A 19,229-nucleotide genomic window follows, 5' to 3' on the forward strand; every position below is an offset into this window, starting at 1 on the left:
GTTACTGAGGGCGCGCCACGGTGAACTGCTGGCTGGTGTAGGTTTCAGTGTCACTGGCGACGCTCTCGTCACCGAGTGCCTTGAGCACTTTCACGCGCAGCTGGTAGGTGCCGTTCGCTGCCGCGCTCCCATTGCTGAGCTTGCCGTCCCAGCTGTAGGTGTTGTACGCGTCGCAGGTGCTGCTGGTCTTGGACACGTCGTTGGTGCAGTTACGGCCCAGGTACTCCTGCTTCAGCAGGGTGTCGACCACGGCGCCGTTGCCGTCGAGCAGTTCCATGGTCAGCTTGCGGGCCTGGTGCGAGATCTGCGCAATGACGTACGGGGCGTCCAGGGTCAGTTCGTTGGGCTTGGTCGAATCGAGTGCAACCTGCTTGAAGGTGTAGTCGATGGGGTTGGCCACCGTCTGCCCCTCGGTGTAGTAGGTGTCGGCCACGTCGTCACCCAGCGCGGGGAAGTCCTGTGACTTGCCGCCCACGATCAGGTTGCCCAGCACCTGGATGCTCTGGTAGTCCCCCACGAAGCCGCCGTAGGGCACCACGATGTTGGGGCTGGTGGTGCTCTCCAGATCCACGTAACCGCCGTACTGGGCCTTGTCCGCAGCGCCAGCAGGAGGCGTCACCACGACGTTCAGTTCCACCTCGCTGAAGGGAGGCACGATGATCTGCACGCCGCTCGCGGTATCAGCACTCTGACCGTTGATGGTCATGGTGGCGTACTTCTGCACGGGGGTCGGCGCCAGGGTGGTCCCGCCAATCGTCAGGGCGGGGTAGTTATAGGCGGTGTACACCTCGCGGCGCGCGCCGGTGTTCTTCAGAACAACGACCTTGCTGCGCGTGGCGAAGGTGGCGCTCTCGCCGAGGCTCAGCTTGGCGGGGGTGGCGCGCACCGAGTTGGTGTAGGCGTTCACGATGTTGATCATGCCCGCACCCTGACGCTGCGCGTAGTCGGGCAGGCCCGTCACGAGGGTGCTGCCGTTCAGGTACCAGCGGAGGCTGGCGGTGTTCATCAGCATCGTCCGCATGTCTTTGGCGGCCGTGTTGGGGTAGGCCTGCAGCAGCAGTGCTGCGGCGCCCGCCACGTGCGGGGAGGCCATGCTGGTGCCGCTGAGCACCTCGTAACCGGCGGGATCTGCGCTGAGCGGGTAGGTACTGTAGATGTTGCCGCCGGGGGCACCCAGATCAGGCTTGAATTCCAGCTCGGCGCTCATGCCGATGGAGCTGAAGCTGCTGGAGGCGTTGGCGGTGGGGTTGTTGACGCTGACCTTGCTGCCGTCGAAGGTCATGCTGACGCCAGCAGCGATCAGGCCGTCGATCTTGGCGCCGTCGGTGTCGCTGATGGACACCACGGGGATCGTGATAGCAGGCGTGCCAGCCACCGTGGGGCTGATGTACCCGGCGGCGTTGTTGTACAGGATGACGGCGCTGGCACCGGCGTCCTGGGCGTTCTTGGCCTTCTCGTAGAATGAGCAGGTCCCGCGGCGGATCAGGACGGCCTTGCCGGTCAGGCTGCCGGCTGCGAAGCCGCCGCTGGCCGTGCAGCCGTCGTTGGTCGTCGTGGTGGTGCTGCCGGGTTTCTTCGTGATGGGCAGGTTGGTGCCCAGTGTGGGGGCGGGAGCGCCGGTGGCGGTGTAGTAGCCGACCTTGGTGCCGTTGGAGAGGGTGAAGCCTTCTAGGTCGATCTTGGCGTTGTCGACGGAGGCGACTGAGATCACTTGATCGCCCATGGTGGGGCCGCCCATGCTGTAGGTGCCGCTGGCGCCGCTGTTGCCTGCGGAGGCGACCATCACGACGCCTTTTTTCACCATGCGGTCAGCGGCTTTGGCCAGCGGGGTTTCCTTCCAGTTGTCGAAGGCCGACCCCAGGCTCATGTTCACGACCTGCATGCCGTCCTTCACGGAGCGTTCCATGGCGGCCAGGATGACGTCGTCGTACGAGCTGCCGCCGCAGCCGAAGATGCGGTAGGCGCCGAAGCTCACTTCGGGCGCGACGCCGGCGAAGGGGCGCCCGTCACGGGAGTTGCCGGGATCGTACCCGCCGATGATGCCGGCCACGTGCGTGCCGTGTCCACCGCAGTCGTCGGGATTCTCGTCAGGGACCGGCACGTACTTGCTCTCCTTGCCGTAGTCGTCACCCACGAAGTCATAACCAGCCACGATGCGGCCCTTGAAGGCGGGGTGATCCACGTCGATGCCGGAATCGATGACGCCGACCTTGACGCCCTTACCGGTCAGGCCCAGTTCGTTCTGGGCGATGTCGGCGCCGGTCATACCCTTGGCGTAGAACATCTCGGGGGTCACGGTGGCATTGAGGTCCACGGTGGTTTCCGGTGCGTCCACCCGGTGAATCGGGTAGATGCCCAATACGCCCGGCATCTGAGAGATGCGGCCCATTTCGCTGCTGCTGGCCTGCACGGCGAAGCCGTTGAACAGCGTCTGGTAGGCGCTGATCTCCTGGTACTTGATGCCCTGTTTGGCAGCCTGAGCGCGGAAGGTGGCCTGCTGGGAACCGACACTCTGGCTGCTGAGGCTGGTGGGATCACCTTCGAGTTCCACGAACCAGCGGTCGGTGACGACCTGGGCCGTCTTCAGGAGGGAACCGTCGTGCTGCGCGGTGGTGGTCGTGGGCGTATTGCTGGTACCGCAGGCGCCCAGCAGCAGGGCCAGGCTCAACAGGGACGCAGTTTTCAGGGTGTTCTTCACGTGGGACTCCTTGGGGGCGCCTTAGCGGCGGCTCAGGGCGATCTGGTAGGTGTTGGTGACTTTGTCGTCGGTGGCCGTGGGGTCGTCGTGAATGTCGAAGCTGGTGATGACGACGGTGTACGTGCCGGTTGCGGGGACGTTGAAGCGGATTTCGGATTCAAGTCCGGCGCCGCTGTCATCGTCTTTTTCCAGGATGGTCTTGCCGTCGGGCATCAGGATCATCACGTAGGGATCCAGGGTGCTGGCGGCGTCAGCACTGACGCTCTGAACGGTAAGTTTGAGCATGTCACCTGCGGCCGCGTCGAACTTGAAGTAGTCCATGTCGCGGGCCTGGCCGGTGATGAAGCCCTTGGCGCTGCTGCCGATGCTGATGGCCGTGGCGGCCGCCACGCTGTCGTTGGGTTCATTGGCGTCGGCGATGGCGACCGTGAAGGGCGTGGTGCCCTGCTGGGTGTTGCCCTGCGCGTCGAAGGCTTTGGCGGTGATGGTGTGGGTGCCGTTGTCAGCGAAGGCGTAGGCCTTGCTGGTGGTGTAGGGCGCGTCGGTGTCGGTGGCGATCAGGGTACCGTTGTCGTAGAACTCGACCTTGGTCACGCCGACGTTGTCAGTGGCGGTCGCCGTGAAGGTCGCGGTACCGGCCGCTTCAAGGCGGGTGGGGGCCGCAGCGACCGTGACGGTCGGGGCGACCGTATCGATGTTGACGGTCAGGGTGGTGGTGGAACTGGTGGTCTGACCCTGCGCGTCGAAGGCCTTGGCGGTGATGGTATGGGCACCGTTGTCAGCGCCGGTGTAGGCCTTGCTGGCGGCGTATGGCGCGTCGGTGTCGGTGGCGATCAGGGTGCCGTTGTCGTAGAACTCGACCTTGGTCACGCCGACGTTGTCAGTAGCGGTCGCCGTGAAGGTCACGGTGCCGGGTGAGGTCAGGGTGCTGGGGGTGGCGGTCACGCTGACGGTGGGGGCCGTGACGTCGATGTTCACGGTGACGTTGGTGGTGGCCTCTGCGGTGTTGCCCGCCGCGTCGCTGGCCACGGCTCGGTATGTGACGGTGCCGTTCTGTGCGCTGCTGAGGCTGCTGGTGGCGGTGTAGGGTTCGGCGTTGTCGCTGCTGATCAGTTTGGTGCCCTGATAGAAGTCGACTTTGGTGACGCCGACATTGTCCTTGGCAGTGGCGGTCAGGGTGATGTCGCCGGCCGCGGTGAGGGTGGCGGGCGTAGCGGTGAGCGCAATGGTGGGTTTGGTTGCGTCTGGTGTGGGTTGGGGCGCGCAGGCGCTCAGGAGGGCGCCGGTCAGGGCCAGAAGGGCGAATGGAATGGATCGCTTCATGTGATCTCCTTGAATGCCCATGCAGTGCCACCTCCTGCATCCCTGGATATCTAGGGAAGAGGTGAGGGTTGTCTGGGCTCCTGGGTTGACGCCAGGGATTGTGTTGCTATGGGTGTAGATCATACGCGCCCCCCTGCCTGGGGGCAAGGTTCGTTCACCACAATCTCAGATTGGTCTCAGTGCTACTTGAGCGCTCCGCGGTGCCGTGGTCCACGAGAGCTGCATGGTTATGCGATTTCCTGACACAGTCATCTCGTGTGGTGTGTAGTCAGAGCAGTGTTCTGATAAGAGACGGAAGGTGAGTCTGGGCTGTGGGAAGGCTGAAGTGGGGAACGTCGCTGGGGACGCTATTCGGCGCACCGTTCGCCCGTACCTTGAAACCATGACTCGTCTCCGCGTTCTGCCCGTGTTCGCCCTTGCGCACATGACCGGGGCGCTGGCGCAGTCACAGGCGGCGCTGGATGCCGTGGACGCCCGTCAGATGAGCATTCCTGCGGCCCGCACGACCTTCCAGAAGGGTGGGTATCCAGGCAGTGCCCTGACGGTGCGTCAGACGCTGGCGCCAGGGGTGAATTACACCCGGCAGGTTGTCAGTTATCAGTCGGAAGGGCTGCGGATCAACGCGCTGCTGACCGTGCCGCGCGGTACGCCGCCAAAGGGTGGGTGGCCCGCCATCGTGTTCAACCACGGGTACATTCCACCCAACGTCTACCGCACCACGGAGCGGTACGTGGCCTATCAGGATGCGTTCGCACGGGCCGGATTCATCACCCTGAAAAGCGATTACCGGGGGCACGGCAGCTCACAGGGCGAGCCGCTGGGTGGGTACTACGCGCCGGGCTACACCACGGACGTGCTGAACGCCCTGGGCAGCCTGAAACGCGACCCGCGCGTGAACCCGGCGCGGATCGGGATGTGGGGCCACTCCATGGGCGGCTTCCTGACCCTGCGGGCCATGGTCATTGACCGCAGCGTGAAGGCCGGGGTGATCTGGGCGGGTGTCGTTGGGGACTACGATCAGCTGATGAACAGCTGGACGCGCCGCGCGCCTGTCCCGGCCAGCATCCCGCCGCAGGTCCTGAACCTGCGCAAGCAGGCGGTCGCGAAGTACGGGACTCCCCGCGCAAATCCCACCTTCTGGAAGACCCTGAGCGCGAACACCTATCTGCGGGACCTGGGTGGACCCGTTCAGCTGCATATCGGCACGAAGGACGAGGACGTGCCCGTCGCGTTCCACACGGCCCTGGCCGGGCAGCTGCGGCCCCTGGGTAAGCTGGGCGCGAATTACGTCTACCCGGGGGACAATCACAACCTCTCGGGGAACCTGCGCGTGGCCCTCAGCCGCAGCGTGCAGTTCTTCAAGGACCGCCTGTAGTGCGCGCGTTGGTCAACCTCACGCTGCTGGCCCTGCTGGCGGGCGCCGGGTACGTGGCGCTCACGCAGCAGGACGCGCTGCCCCTGCGTGTGCCCTGGAAGCCGGCCCAGTCTGCTGAGCCCACCCGACCGGACGTGACAGGTTCGGAGGGCCTCCTCCAGAACCTGAGTGACACTGCCCTGAAGGCCGCGGTGGCCCGCAACCCGGTCAGCATTCAGGCCCTGAAGGCCCGCGAGTATCCGGGTAGTGCGCTGACGGTGCGTCAGACTCTGGCGTCAGGGGCGAATTACACGCGGCAGGTCGTGAGTTATCAGTCCGAGGGGCTGCGGATCAACGCGTTGCTGACTGTGCCGCGGGGCGCGCTGCCGCGGGGGGGTTGGCCGGCCATCGTCTTCAATCACGGGTACATTCCACCGGCCGAGTACCGCACCACCGAACGCTACGTGGCGTACCAGGATGCCTTTGCCCGCGCGGGGTTTGTCACGCTGAAAAGCGATTACCGCGGGCACGGCCGCAGTGAGGGAGAGGCGCAGGGCGGGTACAACGACTCGGGGTACACCGTGGACGTCCTGAATGCCGCCGCCAGCCTGAAACGCGATGCGCGCGTGAACCCGGCCCGGATTGGCCTGTGGGGTCACTCCATGGGCGGGCAGCTGAGCCTGAAGGCCATGATCGTGGACCCCAGCTTGAAGGCCGCGTCGCTGTGGGCAGGGGTGAACGCCAGTTACGACGTACTGGCCACCGACTGGAACCCGCGTCCCGGTCAGCCCCGGACGCTGGACGCCCTGAACCGCCGCTATCTGCGCCTCCTGAGCCCCAACGCGTATCTGAGGGAACTGAATGGGCGTCCCATTCAGCTGCATCACGGCACGAATGACCAGGACGTGCCGTACGCCTTCCAGAAGAACCTCGCGGATGACCTGCGGAACGCGGGGCAGGGCGTCGAGGCGTACCGTTATGACGGGGACAACCACAACCTCTCCGGGAATCTGCGCGCCGCGCTGAACCGCAGCGTGAAGTTCTTCCAGAAGAACCTGTGACGATCACTCCACCCAGGTGACCTTCTGCGCCAGCGGCGCCCGCTGCGCAGACGGTAACTCGCCTGCCGGGTAGCCCAGCACCAGCAGGCCCAGCAGTTTCGGCGCCCCGAGCGCCTGGGCGGCCACGGGACTGACCATCACCGGGCCACTCACCCACTTGCCGACCAGCCCGAACGCGGTGGCCGCCAGCCACATGTTCTGCGCCGCGCACGCCAGGGCCGCCTGCTCCTCCCACTCGGGCATCTTGGGTTTGTCCGGCATGTGCAGTTCCAGGCTGATCCACAGCGGGGCCCGCCATGCCCGCGCCCGCTGCGCCTCCAGGGCCGCGCCGCTGTCCCGGTCCGGGGCGCTGCCCGCCGCGTACGCCTGCGCGAACACCTCTGCCAGCTGCGCGCGGCCCTCTCCCGTGAACACCGTGAAACGCCACGGTTCGGTCCGCCCGTGATTCGGTGCCCAGGTGCCCGCCTCCAGAATGGCCTCCACCACCGCGCGCGGCACCGCGTCAGGCTTCAGCTGGCCTATATCCACCGTGCGGCGCGAACGGATGACGTCCAGCACGGTCAGGGCAGCGGCAGGGAACGGAATGTCCAGCGTGGTCATGACCCCACTATGCCGCGCCTCACCGCGCGCCGCGCCACGCCTTCCCGGCCAGGATCAGGGCCTCACGCGGGCGCTTCAGGTACGCCCCCAGGAGCGCCCCCCCCAGCGCCGCGGCCAGCAGGACCGGTTCAGCAATCACGCCCGGCACGAACACCAGCAGATTCACCGCGACGCCCAGCGGCGCCACCAGGGTCTCAAAAACGCGGCGCAGCACTGCCGCTGACCGGACAGATCGGCGCTGCACCACCCGCTGCCCGATCTCAAGAAGCGTCAGTTCCAGCGCCAGAAGGGCCGGCACAGCCCACGTGAAGGCGCGCGGCCCGAACAGCGCGGGGAGACCCGGCCAGCCACACGCCAGCCACGTCAGCACGCCGACGATCACCCCGACACGCAGGACCGCCGTCCACACCGGACCGGGCCCTCGGGTCCGCTCGGTCAGCAGGCGGCGCACCCGCTGGTCCCGTTCCAGCCACGCCACGTCCGCCCGGGTGAAAAACTGCGCCTCCAGCGCCGCGCGCACCTCGTCAGCTGGACCCAGCGCCACCAGCGCCGCCCGGATGCTTGCCGCATCAGGCTCACCCGGCGCCGTGGCGTCCAGCACGTGCCCGGTCAGGTCCGCCCGGATGCGCGCCGCTGAATCCTCCGGGAAGGGCGCCGTCACCGTGTCCAGGTAGGCGGCGAGGTCCAGGCTGAGCGCGTCCGTCGTCATGCCTGCGCCTCCAGATTCAGGGTGCGACTGACGCGCCGGGCGGTCAGGTGCGCGTCCCAGATCACGCCAGCGGACACCACGGGCAGCAGGCACAGGGACACCAGAGTGAGGAGGTCCCTGTCCGGGGTGAGCAGGGCCGTGACCCACTGGCTGAGCATCAGGCCCAGCATCAGGAGGCGTGCCCCCAGCGTCCAGCGGTACGGGTCCGGCCGCCGCCACGTCAGGGCCGTCAGACCCAGCATCAGGGCGAGGCCCGTCAGGGGGCCCGGCAGGTGCCGGATCAGGTCGCCCCTGTCCTCCAGGTTGTTCCAGATCATCAGGCCGGCGTACCCCACCTGCACCGCCAGCAGCGTTCCCCACAGCCGCCGGGGTGGACGCTGGTACTGCTCGGCCAGGTCCTGTGTGGCGTACGTGCGCCGCAACGCGCGGTTCACGTGCGCCGGGTCGCCCAGACTGGCGACGGCCTGCGCCTCGGTCAGGCCGCTGTCCAGGGCGTCGTGAACGTGCGCGCAGTACTCCGCGCCCACGCGGTCCCGCGTGGCGGGCGTGAGGTCACGCAGCGCCTCCGCCAGCCAGCCGGTCAGCGCGGCAGTCATGCGTTTCCGCCCAGGACGGCCTGAACGGCACTGACCTGCGCCTGCCAGTCGCGGCGGGTGCGGGCCAGGGCGCCGCGGCCCTTCTCGGTCAGGTGATACTCGCGCCGGACCCGGCCGGTCACCTCCCGTTCGTGGCTCTCAATGAGCCCTTCGGCTTCCAGGGCGTGCAGGGCGGGGTAGAGGGTGCCTTCGCGGGCACGCAGCAGGCCGTCACTGCGGGTGTTGATGGCCTGCGCGATGGCGTACCCGTGTTCGGGTTGTCGGTCCAGGACGGCCAGGATGAGCAGGCGGAGTTGCTCGCGGGCATTCATACCGGCACGATACCTCTGGAACAGATGCATCTCAGGCCGATGTATCACGACTGGGCTCAGGCCACCGGCAGACCGTACGCCCGGCGGGTATTCGCGTCCGTCGCCGCCTCCAGCTCCTCCGGACGCAGGCCACGCAGGGCCGCGATGAACTCCAGCGTGTGCCGCACGTACCCCGGCCGGTTGGGCTTCCCACGCTTCGGAACGGGCGCCAGAAACGGCGCGTCCGTCTCCAGCAGCATCCGCGCCAGGGGCAGGCCACGCGCCGCCGCCTGAATCTCCTGCGCATTCTTATATGTGGTGTTCCCCGCAAACCCGAAGAACGTGTGCTCACCCCGCTCCAGCCCGAAACGCAGCAGCTCCGCGTGCCCACTGAAGCAGTGCAGGATCACCGGCACGTCCGGCCACGCGCGCAGCACGTCCATCACGCCCCGGTGCGCGCTGTCCTGCCCGGCCTTGTCCCGCGTGTGAATCACCAGCACCTTCCCGCTGCGCCGCGCGAGATCCAGCTGCCACTCGAACGCCGCGACCTGCGCGGCCCGCTTCGTGTCATCCCAGTAATCATCCAGGCCGCTCTCGCCAATCCCGACCACGCGCGGGTGCCCGGCGAGCGCCTCAATCTGCGCGCGGGCCTCCGGGCTGTCCTCGTCCGTATCCGTCGGGTGCAGGCCTACCGTCGCAAAGACATCACTGAACTGCTCGGCCAGCGCCACGGCATTCCGCGCATGCTCGGGGCTCGCGCCGATGCAGACCAGGGCACTCAGGCCCAGCTCGCCGCGCGCGCCCGCCGGGTCGTCGATGTAATCCAGGTGCGTGTGCGAATCGATCATGCCGCCCAGCCTAGCGCCGCGCCCCCAGCCGTCCCACCTGCGCCCCATCACTCTCATGAGACCCCCGCGCTAAAGTGCGACCCGTGCAGAAAGTCGGTTTGTACGCGTTGGTGGGCATCATGGCTTTCGCCCTGATCTTCGCCCTGCTGCCCACCCCGGGCCTCGACGCCAGCCAGTCCGGCGCGCGGCTCAGCGGCGTGCAGCTCCGCCTGTACCCATCCGGCGACGCGGACGCCACCTGGAGTTTCCGCGCCGCTGACGTCCGCAACGACCCCGTGGCCGGCCTGACCACCCTGACCGGCATTACAGGCGGACAGCGTCTCCTCAAGGAACGCGTCGGCGGCAAACTGACTGGCCGCGAAACACTGGACGCCACCCTCACCACCCCAGAACTGACCATCGATGATCAGGACACCATGACCACCCGTCAGGCCCGCATCACCCTGGTACAGCAGTGTGCGGACATTGACCTCCAGGGGACCGAGCAGACCCCCGTGAAGATCGAACAGGGCCAGGGCTTCAGCGCGACAGAAGCAAAGATCAACTCCACCAGCCTCACCGGCACTATCCGCGACCTGAAGATGACCTTCGCTTTCAGCATCCTGGATTCCTCGCCCAATTCCAAATACTCCGTCCCTCTTGACCCGACCGAGACCTGCCGCGACGGCAAGCGCGTTCCCCTCACCTGACCTGTTCTAGGAGACCCCCATGAAGAAAACGACCTCACTGCTGGCCCTCCTCGCCCTCACCGCTCCCGTACTCGCCCAGACCGACGCGGGCAAACGCCTGATCACCATCGAAGGCGCCCCGCGTGGTGACGTCCGCAACGGGCCCCTGAACTTCACTGGCAACCCCGTCAAGGCGAAAGTCAGCACCCTGAACATCGAGGCCTCCCAGGCCGTCCTGGCCGCCCCCAAGGGCACCGCGCTGATCGAAGCGAAAGGCAAGCGCACCGCTGACTTCACCGGCAACGTCAAGGTCGTCCGTGGTCGCCTGACCGCCACCGGCAACGCCCTCGCGTACAGCGAGGCGACCGGGCAGGGTGTCCTGAACGGCAGTGCCAGCGCCACCTTCACGCCAGACAAGACGGACGGCGACACCGTGAATATCAAGGCCGCGCAGATGAGCCTCGACGTGGACAATGACCGCTCCACCAGCACGGGGGGCGTGAGCCTCTCCAACGGCGCGCAGAGCGGCAAGGCCGACAAGCTCGTGTTCGATGAGCAGCGCGAACTGGCGCTGCTGACCGGCTCGCCCAGCCTGACGCGCGCCGCGAAAGCCAATCAGAAGGAACTGATCATCACCGGGCAGGAAGTCCGCGCGCTGACCAAGACCAAGACGCTGTACGTCCGGGGCGGCGTGAAGCTCGTGCAGGGCACCACCACCACCACCGGGGACGCCGTGTACTACGACGACAGGAAGAACGTCGCGTACGTCGTCGGGAACGCTGTCAGCGTGGACAGCAAGAGCAAGGTGACCGTCAAGGCCCCCGCCAGCGGCTACCTGGAGCAGCGTACTGACCTGGCCCGCGTGCGCGCTCTGAACGCCGCGTACAAGATTCCCACCGATCAGTTCAAGCTCACCGGCGAGAAGTAAACTCCAGGTATGCCCCGCTCCCGCCTGATCACTGCGCTCCTGACCGCGCTGCTCTCCGGCGGGAGCTTCATGCCGGTCGCGCTGGCCCAGCAGGACGCCGCTCAACCGCCCGCGCAGCAATCACCTCCACCTGTGGACTCCACGGGCGAGGACGGGCCCGCTGATACCGGCGCGGTCGGTGCAGAGCAGTCCAGCCTGAGCCTGGTGCGCCGCAGTGAGAAGGACGGCAAGGACCGCCAGATCACCATTGTGCGGACGGGGACCTCGGATGAAACTGGCATCTTTGCGCTCTGCCAGCCGCAGGACGCTGATCCGCCGGACACGCCGACCCTGGCGGTGTTCAGCGAGACCGGTGCGGGCGGCGTGCAGATCACCATCGACAAGAATGTGATCCGCGTGCCGCTGGCTGTCGTAACCCAGTTGCCCCCCAAGGACGGGCAGGATGGCAGTGACGGTCGCGTGGAGGCCAGCGCCGGAACAGCCCGGTTCCTCGATGAGCCGCCGGAAGGGAAGACGGATCGTCTGAGCCGCTGCGAGGTTGAGGCGACGCCCAAGCCTGCGCCGGACACCGTGATCGTCACGCAGGGCCGCACGGAACTGAAGGGGCAGAAGCTGGTGTATGACAGCTCGGACGGCGTGGCGCGCATTGACGGGCCCGTGACCTTCAAGCGCAGCAGTGACAGGGACGCCCTGACCGGGAAGAGTGACCGGATTGAGGTCAGCGTGGATGACGAGAAGACCACGCTGGTCGGGAATGTGGAACTGAAGTCTGATGGGGGGCGCACCAGTCGGGCCGCGCGGGTCGAGTACGACGACACCCGCAACGTCGCTCGGCTGTACGGTACGCCCGAACAGCCGGCCGAGAGCGTCAAGGGCGGCGACACGCTGCGCGCCGGGGTGATCGTGTACGACCTGGACCGCAACGAGGTGTACGCCGAGAAGGCGGAGGGGGGCACCATCACCGGGGAGTTCATTGACGGTGAGGATGGGGCTGCCCCGGCTGCGCCTGTGCCCCCGGCGCCCTCGCAGCAGCCCTGATTCGGGTCAGGTGTCGGTAGCGCGGCGGGCCTGGAGGAGCACCTCGGCGCTGCGGTGCAGGGCGTCCTGCTCGTCCTGCGTCAGGTGTGGCAGGACTGTGTCGAGCACGCCGGCGCGGCCGATCACGCGCGGCACGCTGAGGCTTACGCCGAACGCGGGGGTGGGGGCGCTGACGGTCAGGACGGCGCGGCGGTCGCCGAGGATGCGCTCGGTGATGCGGGCCAGGGCCGCGCCGATCCCGTAGTACGTGGCGCGTTTCCCGCCGATAATCTGCGCGGCAGCCTCGCGCGTATCCCGTTCGATCTGCGTGCGGATGTCCGGCGTCCAGGGCAGGCCACGCGCCGCCATGAATTCCGCGACGGGCAGTCCGGCGACGGTGGCGGTGCTCCAGGCGATGACCTCGCTGTCCCCGTGTTCGCCCAGCACGTACCCGTGGACGTGTGTGGCGTCCACCCCGGCGTGCGCGGCGATCAGGTGCCGGAAGCGGGCGGAGTCCAGGACAGTGCCCGAGCCGATCACGGCGTGTCCGGGGGCGAGGCGGACGCTCAGGTCGGTCAGGAGGTCCACGGGGTTCGTGGCGATCAGCAGGGCCGCGCCGGGTGCGGCGGCCGCCACGCGGGGGATCAGGTCGTGGAAGATCGCGGCGTTCTTCTGCAGCAGGTCCAGGCGGGTCTCGCCGGGCTTCTGGTTCGCGCCGGCGGCGACGATGACCACGCCGCTGCCGTGCAGGTCCTCCAGGGGGCCGCTGCTAACCCGGGTCCCGTGGCTGACGGGGGCGGCGTGCGCGATGTCCTGCGCCTCGGCGTGGGCGCGGGTGTCGTCCAGGTCCGTCAGGACGAGTTCGCTGCATGAGCCGCGCAGCGTCAGGGCGTACGCGGCGGTCGCGCCGACCAGGCCGGCGCCCACCACCCCGACCTTCACCTCTGCTCCTTCCCCTGGCGCTTCTTCATCGGGCGGCCCGGACGGTCAGGACCGGGACGGGGCTGCGCGCCACGATCTTCTCGGCGGTGCTGCCCACGAAGAAGTGTTCCAGCGCGCCCTGCGCGTGCGTGCCCACCACGATCAGGTCCGCGCCCCATTCGCGCGCGGCGTCCAGCAGGCCGGTGACGGGATCGCCGACCATCAGTTCCTGCTCCTCACCGGGGCGCAGGTCGCGGCCCAGGCGCTGCGCGTCGGCGTGTTCCAGGGTGTGCAGCAGCGTGGGGTCCGGCAGGGCAGGGGTGACGCCGCCCATCAGGTCCGGCGCGGCGGTCACGCGGGCGTCCGTGACGTGCACGAGGCGCAGGGTCGCGCCCGGGAAGCGCGTGCGGGCCAGGTTCAGGGCGGCCTGCGAGGACTCGGAGAAGTCCACGCCCACCAGGATGCGCTGGAAACCGGTCGGGAGCTGATTCAGGGGCTCGGTCATGCCCTGAACGTACACCCGCTCCGGTCCGGGCAGCCCGGAAAATGAAGTGCCGGTCAAGATGCCCGGGCCGGGCGGCCGTGCCGGATCAGTGGGTCAGGCGGGTGTCGCGCGGCGTGTCCCATCTCAGCTGCCGCCGCCCGGCCCGTTTCGCGGCGTACAGGCGCCGGTCGGCGAGGTCCAGCAGGCCGCTCACGCTGTCGGCCTCGTGCGCCAGGACCGCGCCGGCACTGAAGGTCACGGTGGGCAGCGGGGCGGGCAGGCGCAGGGGCGTGCCGTTCAGGCGGTCCGTGACGGCCCGGGCTTCCTGCGGGCCGGGGCAGCTGATGAGCAGCAGGAATTCCTCGCCGCCCCAGCGGGCCAGGACCGCGTCGGCGCGCAGCTGCTGGCGCAGAGCGGGACCCAGCGCGCGCAGGACGGCGTCCCCGGTTGCGTGCCCACGGGTGTCGTTCACGGTCTTGAAGTGATCAAGGTCCAGCATGACGAGGGTGAAGCCCGCGTGTTCACCGCGCAGCAGCTGAGCGTGCAGGTGGTGCAGGTGGTCCAGCATCGCGCGGCGGTTGGGCAGGCCCGTGAGTGGATCGGTCAGGGAGGCGCGTTCGAAGGTGGCGGCTTCCTGCTGGAAGTCCGTGATCTGCTGCCCGAAACTGCTGGCCATGCCGATGATGACGGTGGTGCACGCCAGGTACGCCAGTAAGCCCAGGTCGTATGTGGGTCGGGTGGCGCACAGGGCCGTGAAGGCGGCCAGGGCCGTGACGGTCGCGGGCGCGGCGTGCCGCAGTGGCAGCAGTCCGAACCACAGGGCCACCATGATCAGGAAGGACAGGTAGGACGAGGTGGGCACCGCGGTGGCGTGCAGCAGGGGCACGAACTCCGCGGTGGTGGAGACGGTCACGGCCACGACGATGAGCGGGTTCAGGCGCGGGGTGGGCCACCGGAGCCAGGTCAGTGCGATCAGCACCCACGCGGAGATCAGCAGGCCGACCGTGTACGCGGCGGCGTTCATCCAGTCTGCCCGGGTCAGCTGCTGGCTGATGATGAACACGTGGGCGGTCAGGGACAGGGCGGCGGCGATCAGGTACGCCACGCGGCGCACCCGTTCAACCCGGGTGAGACGCGCGTGCAGACCGTTCATATCTGCATGATGACGTCCGGCCCTGGCAGAACGCTGACAGGGCGTTGGTTCAACGTCGAAGGTGTATTCAGCAGACCTTGAGGTCGCGCGGGGGTGGCGCCCAGGCGCGCGTACACTCCGAGGTATGCAACTCCAGAGCTTCGGGGCGGCCCTCACGGTCACCGGCAGCATGCACCTCCTGACCTTCGGCGGCCAGCAGGTCCTGATCGACTGCGGCCTCTTCCAGGGCAACGACGAACTGGAGGCCCGCAACCGCGAGCCCTTCCCCTTCGACGTGGCCGCCCTGGACGCCGTGATCCTCACGCACGCGCACCTCGACCACGTGGGTCGCCTGCCGCTGCTCACAAAACTGGGCTTCCGCGGCCCGGTCTACTGCACCGCGCCCACCGCGGGCCTCGCCGAGACCGTACTGCTGGACAGCGCCCGGCTGCAGGTGGACGGGTACCGCCACGACCTGCGCCGCGCCCGCCGGCAGGGCGTCCCGGACGAGCAGGTCCCCCCGCCCCTGTACGAGGAGGAGGACGTGCACCGGGCCCTGGCGCTGCTGCGCCCCCACCTGACGTTCGGCGAGACCACCCGCATCGGGGGGCTGCGCGTCACGCCCGAACGGGCCGGGCACATCCTGGGCAGCGCGTACCTGCTGCTCGAGAGTGCGGACGGCCGCCTGATCATGAGCGGCGACCTGGGCAACCGCGAGAGCGGCCTGCAACTGGACTTCACGCCCCCACCCCACGCGGACGCCGTGGTCATCGAGACCACCTACGCCAACCGCACGCACCGCCCCTGGCCGGCCACACTGGCCGAATTCCGCGACGCGCTGCGCGACTCGGTGCGGCAGGGCGGGAAGATCCTGATTCCCAGCTTCGCCATCGAGCGCACCCAGACGATCCTGCATACCATCAAGAGCCTGATGGACGCCGGGGAGGTCCCGCGCATCCCGGTGTTCCTGGACTCCCCCATGGCGGCGCGCGCCACGCACGAGTACTTCGAATTCGGCGACGAACTGATCCCCGAGGTCCGGGACGCCCTCCAGGCCGGCGAGGACCCCTTCCGGCCCAGCACGCTGCACGTGGTGCCCACCAGCGCCGAGTCGCAGCGCATCAACAAGTACGACGGGCCCGCGATCATCCTGGCGGGCAACGGGATGATGACCGGCGGGCGCATCCAGCACCACCTCAAGCACCACCTCTGGAAGCCCAGCACCAGCCTCATCAGCGTGTCCTACCAGTCCCCCAGCAGCCTGGGCGGCCGGATCGTCACGGGGGCCGACCACGTGCGCATCATGGGCGAGGAGATCGCCGTGAAAGCCCACGTGTACACCATCGGCGGCTTCTCCGCGCATGCCGATCAGGACGACCTGCTGGCTTTCCTGGACAGCACGGGCAACCCGCACGTGTGGCTGGTGCACGGCGAACCGGACGTGATGGCCGCCTTCCTGCCCGTCCTGGAAGCCCGCGGCCTGAAGGGTGACCTGGTGCCCGACCGGCACCCTGTGGACCTGACCGGCGCCGGGTACGCCCAGGGCCTCCCGCCGGGCTTCGAGTCAGCCCCGACCCGGGGCGTGCAGGCTGAAGCGGGCGAATAATCCCTGGGCGTTCTCAGGGGCAGCCGCTACAGTGGAACTCCATGACACGCGCCCTGCCCCTGCTTGTGCTTCTCCTGACCGCCTGCGGCCCCAAATCCATCCAGGGCCTCCAGACCTTCACGTATGCCGGGGGCGATCACCGCAGCGGCTCACTGGTGTACACCGAGAACCCCCCGGCCGGCGGACCGCACAACGCCATGTGGCAGAACTGCGGCGTGTATGACCGCCCGCTGTACAACGAGTACGCCGTGCACAGCCTGGAGCACGGCGCCGTGTGGATCACCTACCGCCCGGACCTGGACGCGGCGCAGGTGGATACGCTGAAAAAGCTGGTCGAGGGCCGTCCCTACACCCTCCTGAGTCCCTATGACGGGCTGGATACGCCGGTCGCCATCAGCGCCTGGGGCGCGCAGCTGAAGGTGGACAAGGCCGACGACAGCCGCCTGAAGGCCTTCCTGGATAAGTACGAGCAGGGCCCCACCGCCCCTGAGCGTGGCGCGTCGTGCAGCGGCGCCTACGGCGAGACCCGCTGAGCCAGACAGCGGAACGGCCCCGCAGTCATCTGCGGGGCCGTTGCTGTGGCGCGGATCTTCAGCGCTGTTCCTCATCGTCGAAGTACTCGAAGCGGAACGTGCCGATTTCCACAGTGTCGCCCTCGCGGGCCCCAGCGCGTTTCAGGGCGTTGTACAGACCCTGCCGCTTGAAGAGGTTCCCGAGGTACTCGGCGGCCTCGTCCATGAAGCGCGAGAAGCGCACGATGCGTTCCTCGAAGCCGCCCCCGTGCACCGACCAGACCCGCTCGGGTTGCCCGTCGTTGATGATGCCCACGCCCTTGGCAGCCGGATCGATGCGGAACTCGATGCGCAGCGGCTCCTCGCGCACGGTGTCGGACTCGATCTCCAGCGCGTTGTTCTGCGCCCACAGCTCGCGGTCGGGGAGCATCTGGAACACGGCCTCGCGCAGTTCCGGCAGGCCCTCGCCTTCCCGGGCGCTGACCTGCACGACGGGCAGGCCGAACTCCGCGAGTTCATCCACGACCATCGCCGCGAGGTCCTCGTCGGTCAGTTCCACCTTGTTCAGCGCGATCAGTGACACCTGATCCAGCAGCGTCGGATCGTAGGCGCGCAGCTCGGCCTGCAACTGCCGCAGCTCCTCGACGGGGTTGCGGGTCACGTCCAGCACGTACACGAGCAGGCGCGTGCGGCTGATGTGCCGCAGGAACTCCAGGCCCAGGCCCTTGCCCTCGCTGGCCCCCTCGATGATGCCGGGGATGTCCGCCAGCGTGAAGCGCTCATCGACCGACGTGCCGTTCGCGTCTACGCGGTCCACGACGCCCAGGATGGGCGACAGGGTCGTGAACGGGTAGTCCGCGATGGCCGGGTTCGCGCGGGACAGCGCCGCCAGCAGGCTGCTCTTCCCGGCGTTCGGGTAGCCGACCAGGCCCACGTCCGCGATCAGGCGCAGTTCCAGGCGCACGCGGCGCTTCTGCCCGGGCGTGCCCAGTTCCGCGAAGCGCGGGGCCTGACGGGTGCTGCTCACGAAGGTGCTGTTGCCACGCCCGCCGAAGCCGCCGCGCGCGATGACCTTCTCCTGCCCGACCCGCACGAGGTCCGCGATGACCTTCCCGGTCGTCTCGTCGAACGCGGTCGTGCCGACGGGCACGTCAATGAAGACGTCCTCGCCGTCCCCACCCTGACGCAGGCGGCCCTCGCCGTACGCGCCGTTCGGGGCTTTGAACTTGCGGCGGCCCACCAGCCGCTCGAGGCTCTCGACGCCCTCGATGGCGCGCAGGATGATGCTGCCGCCCCGCCCGCCGTGCCCGCCGTCCGGGCCGCCTTTTTCCATGTACTTCGCGCGGTGGAAGGACATGCTGCCGTCCCCGCCGTTCCCGGCGGCCACCTCGATATTCAGGACGTCACGAAACGCCACTGGCCTCACCTCCCTTGGGGCAAGGCGCGCGCGCGCGTCCTCACCCGGCACCGCTCTTCTGGGTGCCACTGTACGACGCCGCCCCGCAAAGAGGGGGCGGCAGCAAAGAAGCGCCCAAAACCCGAACACCGGGCTGGGCGCTCCCGCAGAACTTCAGCCGTTCGCTCAGTCAGCGGCGGCGGCGGTGGGCACTTCGATGCTGATGAAGCGGCCCTTGGCGCCACGGTTCGTGAACACGACCCGGCCGGTTTCCAGGGCGAAGAGGGTGTGGTCGCGGCCCATGCCCACGTTCGGGCCGGCCTTGAACTTCGTGCCGCGCTGGCGGACGAGGATGTTGCCGGCCAGCACCTGCTCGCCGCCGAACTTCTTCACGCCCAGGTACTTGGGCTGGCTGTCACGTCCGTTCTTGGACGAACCTACGCCTTTCTTGTGTGCCATGTCGGTTTCCTCCCCTTAGCCCTTGATGCCCAGGATCTTGATCGCGGTGTAGTCCTGGCGGTGGCCGGTGCGGCGGCGGTACTGGATGCCGCTCTTGTACTTGCGCACGTAGATCTTCTCGCCACGGCCGTGCTCGACGACTTCGGCGTTCACGGTGAACTTGCCGGCGTCGTCGCCGAAGACGGTCTGGTCGCCGCCCACGAAGATGGGGGTCAGGTCGAGCTTGTCGCCCGCTTCGCCTTTCAGGCTCTCGACGCGGATGACGTCGCCTTCCTGCACGCGGTACTGCTTCCCGCCGGTCTGAATGATTGCAAACATGGTGTTTCCTCCTGCCGCGCGCCCGGGAAACGCTGCCCTGGGCGGCCTTGGCCTGCTGCACCCGCTCGGCGGGTCACCAAGCAAGTACTGTAACACACCGTCAGGGTGTAGGGAACCCGTCCGGGTCCGGCGGATCAGCGCAGACTCGGGGGTGGCAGGCAACGGCACTCGACCCGCGCGGGGCGGGGCAGGGGCTGTTCGGTTGCGTGCGGGTTCCCGGGTCTGGTGAACGTGTCCTCGCGGTACACGTGGACTCGCGCGGGGCGAGCCGGGTTCTGCTGATCCTCCAGAGCTGCCCTGGGGCAGCTG

At 68.1% G+C, this 19,229-nt stretch carries 20 protein-coding genes; 7 read left to right on the forward strand and 13 right to left on the reverse strand.

The annotated features are described in order from the left end of the window. Nucleotide 1 precedes the first annotated feature (1 nt). Entirely contained in the window at nucleotides 2-2,698 is a 2,697-nt protein-coding gene (locus IEY63_RS22560; RefSeq protein WP_189069114.1) for a S8 family serine peptidase, read from the reverse strand. A gap of 21 nt (nucleotides 2,699-2,719) precedes the next feature. After that, entirely contained in the window at nucleotides 2,720-4,021 is a 1,302-nt protein-coding gene (locus IEY63_RS11265; protein WP_189069115.1) for an Ig-like domain-containing protein, read from the reverse strand. A gap of 382 nt (nucleotides 4,022-4,403) precedes the next feature. On the opposite strand from IEY63_RS11265, the gene IEY63_RS11270 reads away from it, so the two are divergent. Both IEY63_RS11270 and IEY63_RS11275 read left to right on the forward strand, forming a co-directional pair. Next, on the forward strand, nucleotides 4,404-5,396 hold the full coding sequence (locus tag IEY63_RS11270) for an alpha/beta hydrolase family protein (protein ID WP_229784663.1): 993 nt from the start codon (nucleotides 4,404-4,406) through the stop codon (nucleotides 5,394-5,396). Continuing rightward, entirely contained in the window at nucleotides 5,396-6,436 is a 1,041-nt protein-coding gene (locus IEY63_RS11275) for an alpha/beta hydrolase family protein (protein WP_189069116.1), read from the forward strand. The genes IEY63_RS11270 and IEY63_RS11275 overlap by 1 nt, the downstream gene beginning before the upstream one ends. A 3-nt stretch (nucleotides 6,437-6,439) precedes the next feature. On the opposite strand, the gene IEY63_RS11280 is transcribed toward IEY63_RS11275, so the two are convergent. From IEY63_RS11280 to IEY63_RS11300, 5 genes are read right to left on the reverse strand one after another with little or no spacing between them, the layout of a single operon-like run. Continuing rightward, nucleotides 6,440-7,036 (reverse strand): nitroreductase family protein, encoded by a 597-nt coding sequence (locus IEY63_RS11280; RefSeq protein ID WP_189069117.1) that lies wholly within the window; start codon nucleotides 7,034-7,036, stop codon nucleotides 6,440-6,442. Nucleotides 7,037-7,055: 19 nt separating this feature from the next. Next, complete coding sequence (locus IEY63_RS11285) at nucleotides 7,056-7,745, reverse strand: hypothetical protein (protein WP_189069118.1); 690 nt, start codon at nucleotides 7,743-7,745, stop codon at nucleotides 7,056-7,058. Next, nucleotides 7,742-8,341 (reverse strand): HAAS signaling domain-containing protein, encoded by a 600-nt coding sequence (locus IEY63_RS11290; protein ID WP_189069119.1) that lies wholly within the window; start codon nucleotides 8,339-8,341, stop codon nucleotides 7,742-7,744. Before IEY63_RS11290 ends, IEY63_RS11285 begins: the two co-directional genes overlap by 4 nt. Further along, nucleotides 8,338-8,652, reverse strand: coding sequence for a PadR family transcriptional regulator (locus IEY63_RS11295; protein WP_189069120.1), 315 nt, complete (start codon nucleotides 8,650-8,652; stop codon nucleotides 8,338-8,340). Before IEY63_RS11295 ends, IEY63_RS11290 begins: the two co-directional genes overlap by 4 nt. A gap of 56 nt (nucleotides 8,653-8,708) precedes the next feature. Next, nucleotides 8,709-9,479 (reverse strand): TatD family hydrolase, encoded by a 771-nt coding sequence (locus tag IEY63_RS11300; protein ID WP_189069121.1) that lies wholly within the window; start codon nucleotides 9,477-9,479, stop codon nucleotides 8,709-8,711. Between the two features lie 119 nt (nucleotides 9,480-9,598). On the opposite strand from IEY63_RS11300, the gene IEY63_RS11305 reads away from it, so the two are divergent. From IEY63_RS11305 to IEY63_RS11315, 3 genes are read left to right on the forward strand one after another with little or no spacing between them, the layout of a single operon-like run. Next, nucleotides 9,599-10,168 carry a hypothetical protein gene (locus tag IEY63_RS11305; RefSeq protein WP_229784664.1) on the forward strand — a complete coding sequence of 190 codons (570 nt, stop codon included), beginning with the start codon at nucleotides 9,599-9,601 and terminating at the stop codon, nucleotides 10,166-10,168. Nucleotides 10,169-10,187: 19 nt separating this feature from the next. Further along, nucleotides 10,188-11,075, forward strand: coding sequence for an LptA/OstA family protein (locus IEY63_RS11310; protein ID WP_189069123.1), 888 nt, complete (start codon nucleotides 10,188-10,190; stop codon nucleotides 11,073-11,075). Between the two features lie 9 nt (nucleotides 11,076-11,084). Beyond that, nucleotides 11,085-12,113 carry an LptA/OstA family protein gene (locus IEY63_RS11315; protein ID WP_189069124.1) on the forward strand — a complete coding sequence of 343 codons (1,029 nt, stop codon included), beginning with the start codon at nucleotides 11,085-11,087 and terminating at the stop codon, nucleotides 12,111-12,113. Between the two features lie 6 nt (nucleotides 12,114-12,119). On the opposite strand, the gene IEY63_RS11320 is transcribed toward IEY63_RS11315, so the two are convergent. The 3 genes from IEY63_RS11320 to IEY63_RS11330 form a co-directional block, all read right to left on the reverse strand. Beyond that, on the reverse strand, nucleotides 12,120-13,034 hold the full coding sequence (locus tag IEY63_RS11320) for a lactate/malate family dehydrogenase (protein WP_189069125.1): 915 nt from the start codon (nucleotides 13,032-13,034) through the stop codon (nucleotides 12,120-12,122). 25 nt (nucleotides 13,035-13,059) lie between these two features. After that, nucleotides 13,060-13,518, reverse strand: a complete 459-nt coding sequence (locus IEY63_RS11325) for a universal stress protein (RefSeq protein ID WP_189069126.1) — start codon at nucleotides 13,516-13,518, stop codon at nucleotides 13,060-13,062. A gap of 85 nt (nucleotides 13,519-13,603) precedes the next feature. Continuing rightward, a complete protein-coding gene (locus IEY63_RS11330) occupies nucleotides 13,604-14,650 on the reverse strand; it encodes a GGDEF domain-containing protein (protein WP_189069127.1) in 1,047 nt (348 codons plus the stop codon). Between the two features lie 124 nt (nucleotides 14,651-14,774). Between IEY63_RS11330 and IEY63_RS11335 the strand changes: the two genes are divergently transcribed. Next, on the forward strand, nucleotides 14,775-16,235 hold the full coding sequence (locus IEY63_RS11335; protein WP_189069128.1) for an MBL fold metallo-hydrolase RNA specificity domain-containing protein: 1,461 nt from the start codon (nucleotides 14,775-14,777) through the stop codon (nucleotides 16,233-16,235). Nucleotides 16,236-16,276: 41 nt separating this feature from the next. Continuing rightward, complete coding sequence (locus tag IEY63_RS11340; protein ID WP_189069129.1) at nucleotides 16,277-16,768, forward strand: thioredoxin-like domain-containing protein; 492 nt, start codon at nucleotides 16,277-16,279, stop codon at nucleotides 16,766-16,768. A gap of 58 nt (nucleotides 16,769-16,826) precedes the next feature. Here IEY63_RS11340 and obgE read toward each other — a convergent pair whose 3' ends face one another. From obgE to rplU, 3 genes are all read right to left on the reverse strand, one after another. After that, complete coding sequence (gene obgE, locus IEY63_RS11345) at nucleotides 16,827-18,164, reverse strand: GTPase ObgE (RefSeq protein WP_189069130.1); 1,338 nt, start codon at nucleotides 18,162-18,164, stop codon at nucleotides 16,827-16,829. A 165-nt stretch (nucleotides 18,165-18,329) separates the two neighbouring features. After that, a complete protein-coding gene (gene rpmA, locus IEY63_RS11350; protein ID WP_189069131.1) occupies nucleotides 18,330-18,602 on the reverse strand; it encodes a 50S ribosomal protein L27 in 273 nt (90 codons plus the stop codon). Nucleotides 18,603-18,617: 15 nt separating this feature from the next. After that, entirely contained in the window at nucleotides 18,618-18,920 is a 303-nt protein-coding gene (rplU, locus tag IEY63_RS11355) for a 50S ribosomal protein L21 (protein WP_189069132.1), read from the reverse strand. Between the last annotated feature and the right edge of the window lie 309 nt (nucleotides 18,921-19,229).

It is taken from the genome of Deinococcus radiotolerans (genome assembly GCF_014647435.1).
GTDB classification, from domain to species: Bacteria; Deinococcota; Deinococci; order Deinococcales; family Deinococcaceae; genus Deinococcus; species Deinococcus radiotolerans.

What these genes read in the sequence shown, in the direction of transcription:
- rplU (WP_189069132.1), bottom strand. Translation starts at nt 18,920, where the DNA reads ATGTTTGCAATCATTCAGACCGGCGGGAAGCAGTACCGCGTGCAGGAA.
- IEY63_RS11315 (WP_189069124.1), top strand. Translation starts at nt 11,085, where the DNA reads ATGCCCCGCTCCCGCCTGATCACTGCGCTCCTGACCGCGCTGCTCTCC.
- IEY63_RS11270 (WP_229784663.1), top strand. Translation starts at nt 4,404, where the DNA reads ATGACTCGTCTCCGCGTTCTGCCCGTGTTCGCCCTTGCGCACATGACC.
- IEY63_RS11310 (WP_189069123.1), top strand. Translation starts at nt 10,188, where the DNA reads ATGAAGAAAACGACCTCACTGCTGGCCCTCCTCGCCCTCACCGCTCCC.
- IEY63_RS11340 (WP_189069129.1), top strand. Translation starts at nt 16,277, where the DNA reads ATGACACGCGCCCTGCCCCTGCTTGTGCTTCTCCTGACCGCCTGCGGC.
- IEY63_RS11280 (WP_189069117.1), bottom strand. Translation starts at nt 7,036, where the DNA reads ATGACCACGCTGGACATTCCGTTCCCTGCCGCTGCCCTGACCGTGCTG.
- IEY63_RS11300 (WP_189069121.1), bottom strand. Translation starts at nt 9,479, where the DNA reads ATGATCGATTCGCACACGCACCTGGATTACATCGACGACCCGGCGGGC.
- IEY63_RS11265 (WP_189069115.1), bottom strand. Translation starts at nt 4,021, where the DNA reads ATGAAGCGATCCATTCCATTCGCCCTTCTGGCCCTGACCGGCGCCCTC.
- IEY63_RS11285 (WP_189069118.1), bottom strand. Translation starts at nt 7,745, where the DNA reads ATGACGACGGACGCGCTCAGCCTGGACCTCGCCGCCTACCTGGACACG.
- IEY63_RS11305 (WP_229784664.1), top strand. Translation starts at nt 9,599, where the DNA reads ATGGCTTTCGCCCTGATCTTCGCCCTGCTGCCCACCCCGGGCCTCGAC.
- IEY63_RS11330 (WP_189069127.1), bottom strand. Translation starts at nt 14,650, where the DNA reads ATGAACGGTCTGCACGCGCGTCTCACCCGGGTTGAACGGGTGCGCCGC.
- rpmA (WP_189069131.1), bottom strand. Translation starts at nt 18,602, where the DNA reads ATGGCACACAAGAAAGGCGTAGGTTCGTCCAAGAACGGACGTGACAGC.
- IEY63_RS11335 (WP_189069128.1), top strand. Translation starts at nt 14,775, where the DNA reads ATGCAACTCCAGAGCTTCGGGGCGGCCCTCACGGTCACCGGCAGCATG.
- IEY63_RS11290 (WP_189069119.1), bottom strand. Translation starts at nt 8,341, where the DNA reads ATGACTGCCGCGCTGACCGGCTGGCTGGCGGAGGCGCTGCGTGACCTC.
- IEY63_RS11295 (WP_189069120.1), bottom strand. Translation starts at nt 8,652, where the DNA reads ATGAATGCCCGCGAGCAACTCCGCCTGCTCATCCTGGCCGTCCTGGAC.
- IEY63_RS11325 (WP_189069126.1), bottom strand. Translation starts at nt 13,518, where the DNA reads ATGACCGAGCCCCTGAATCAGCTCCCGACCGGTTTCCAGCGCATCCTG.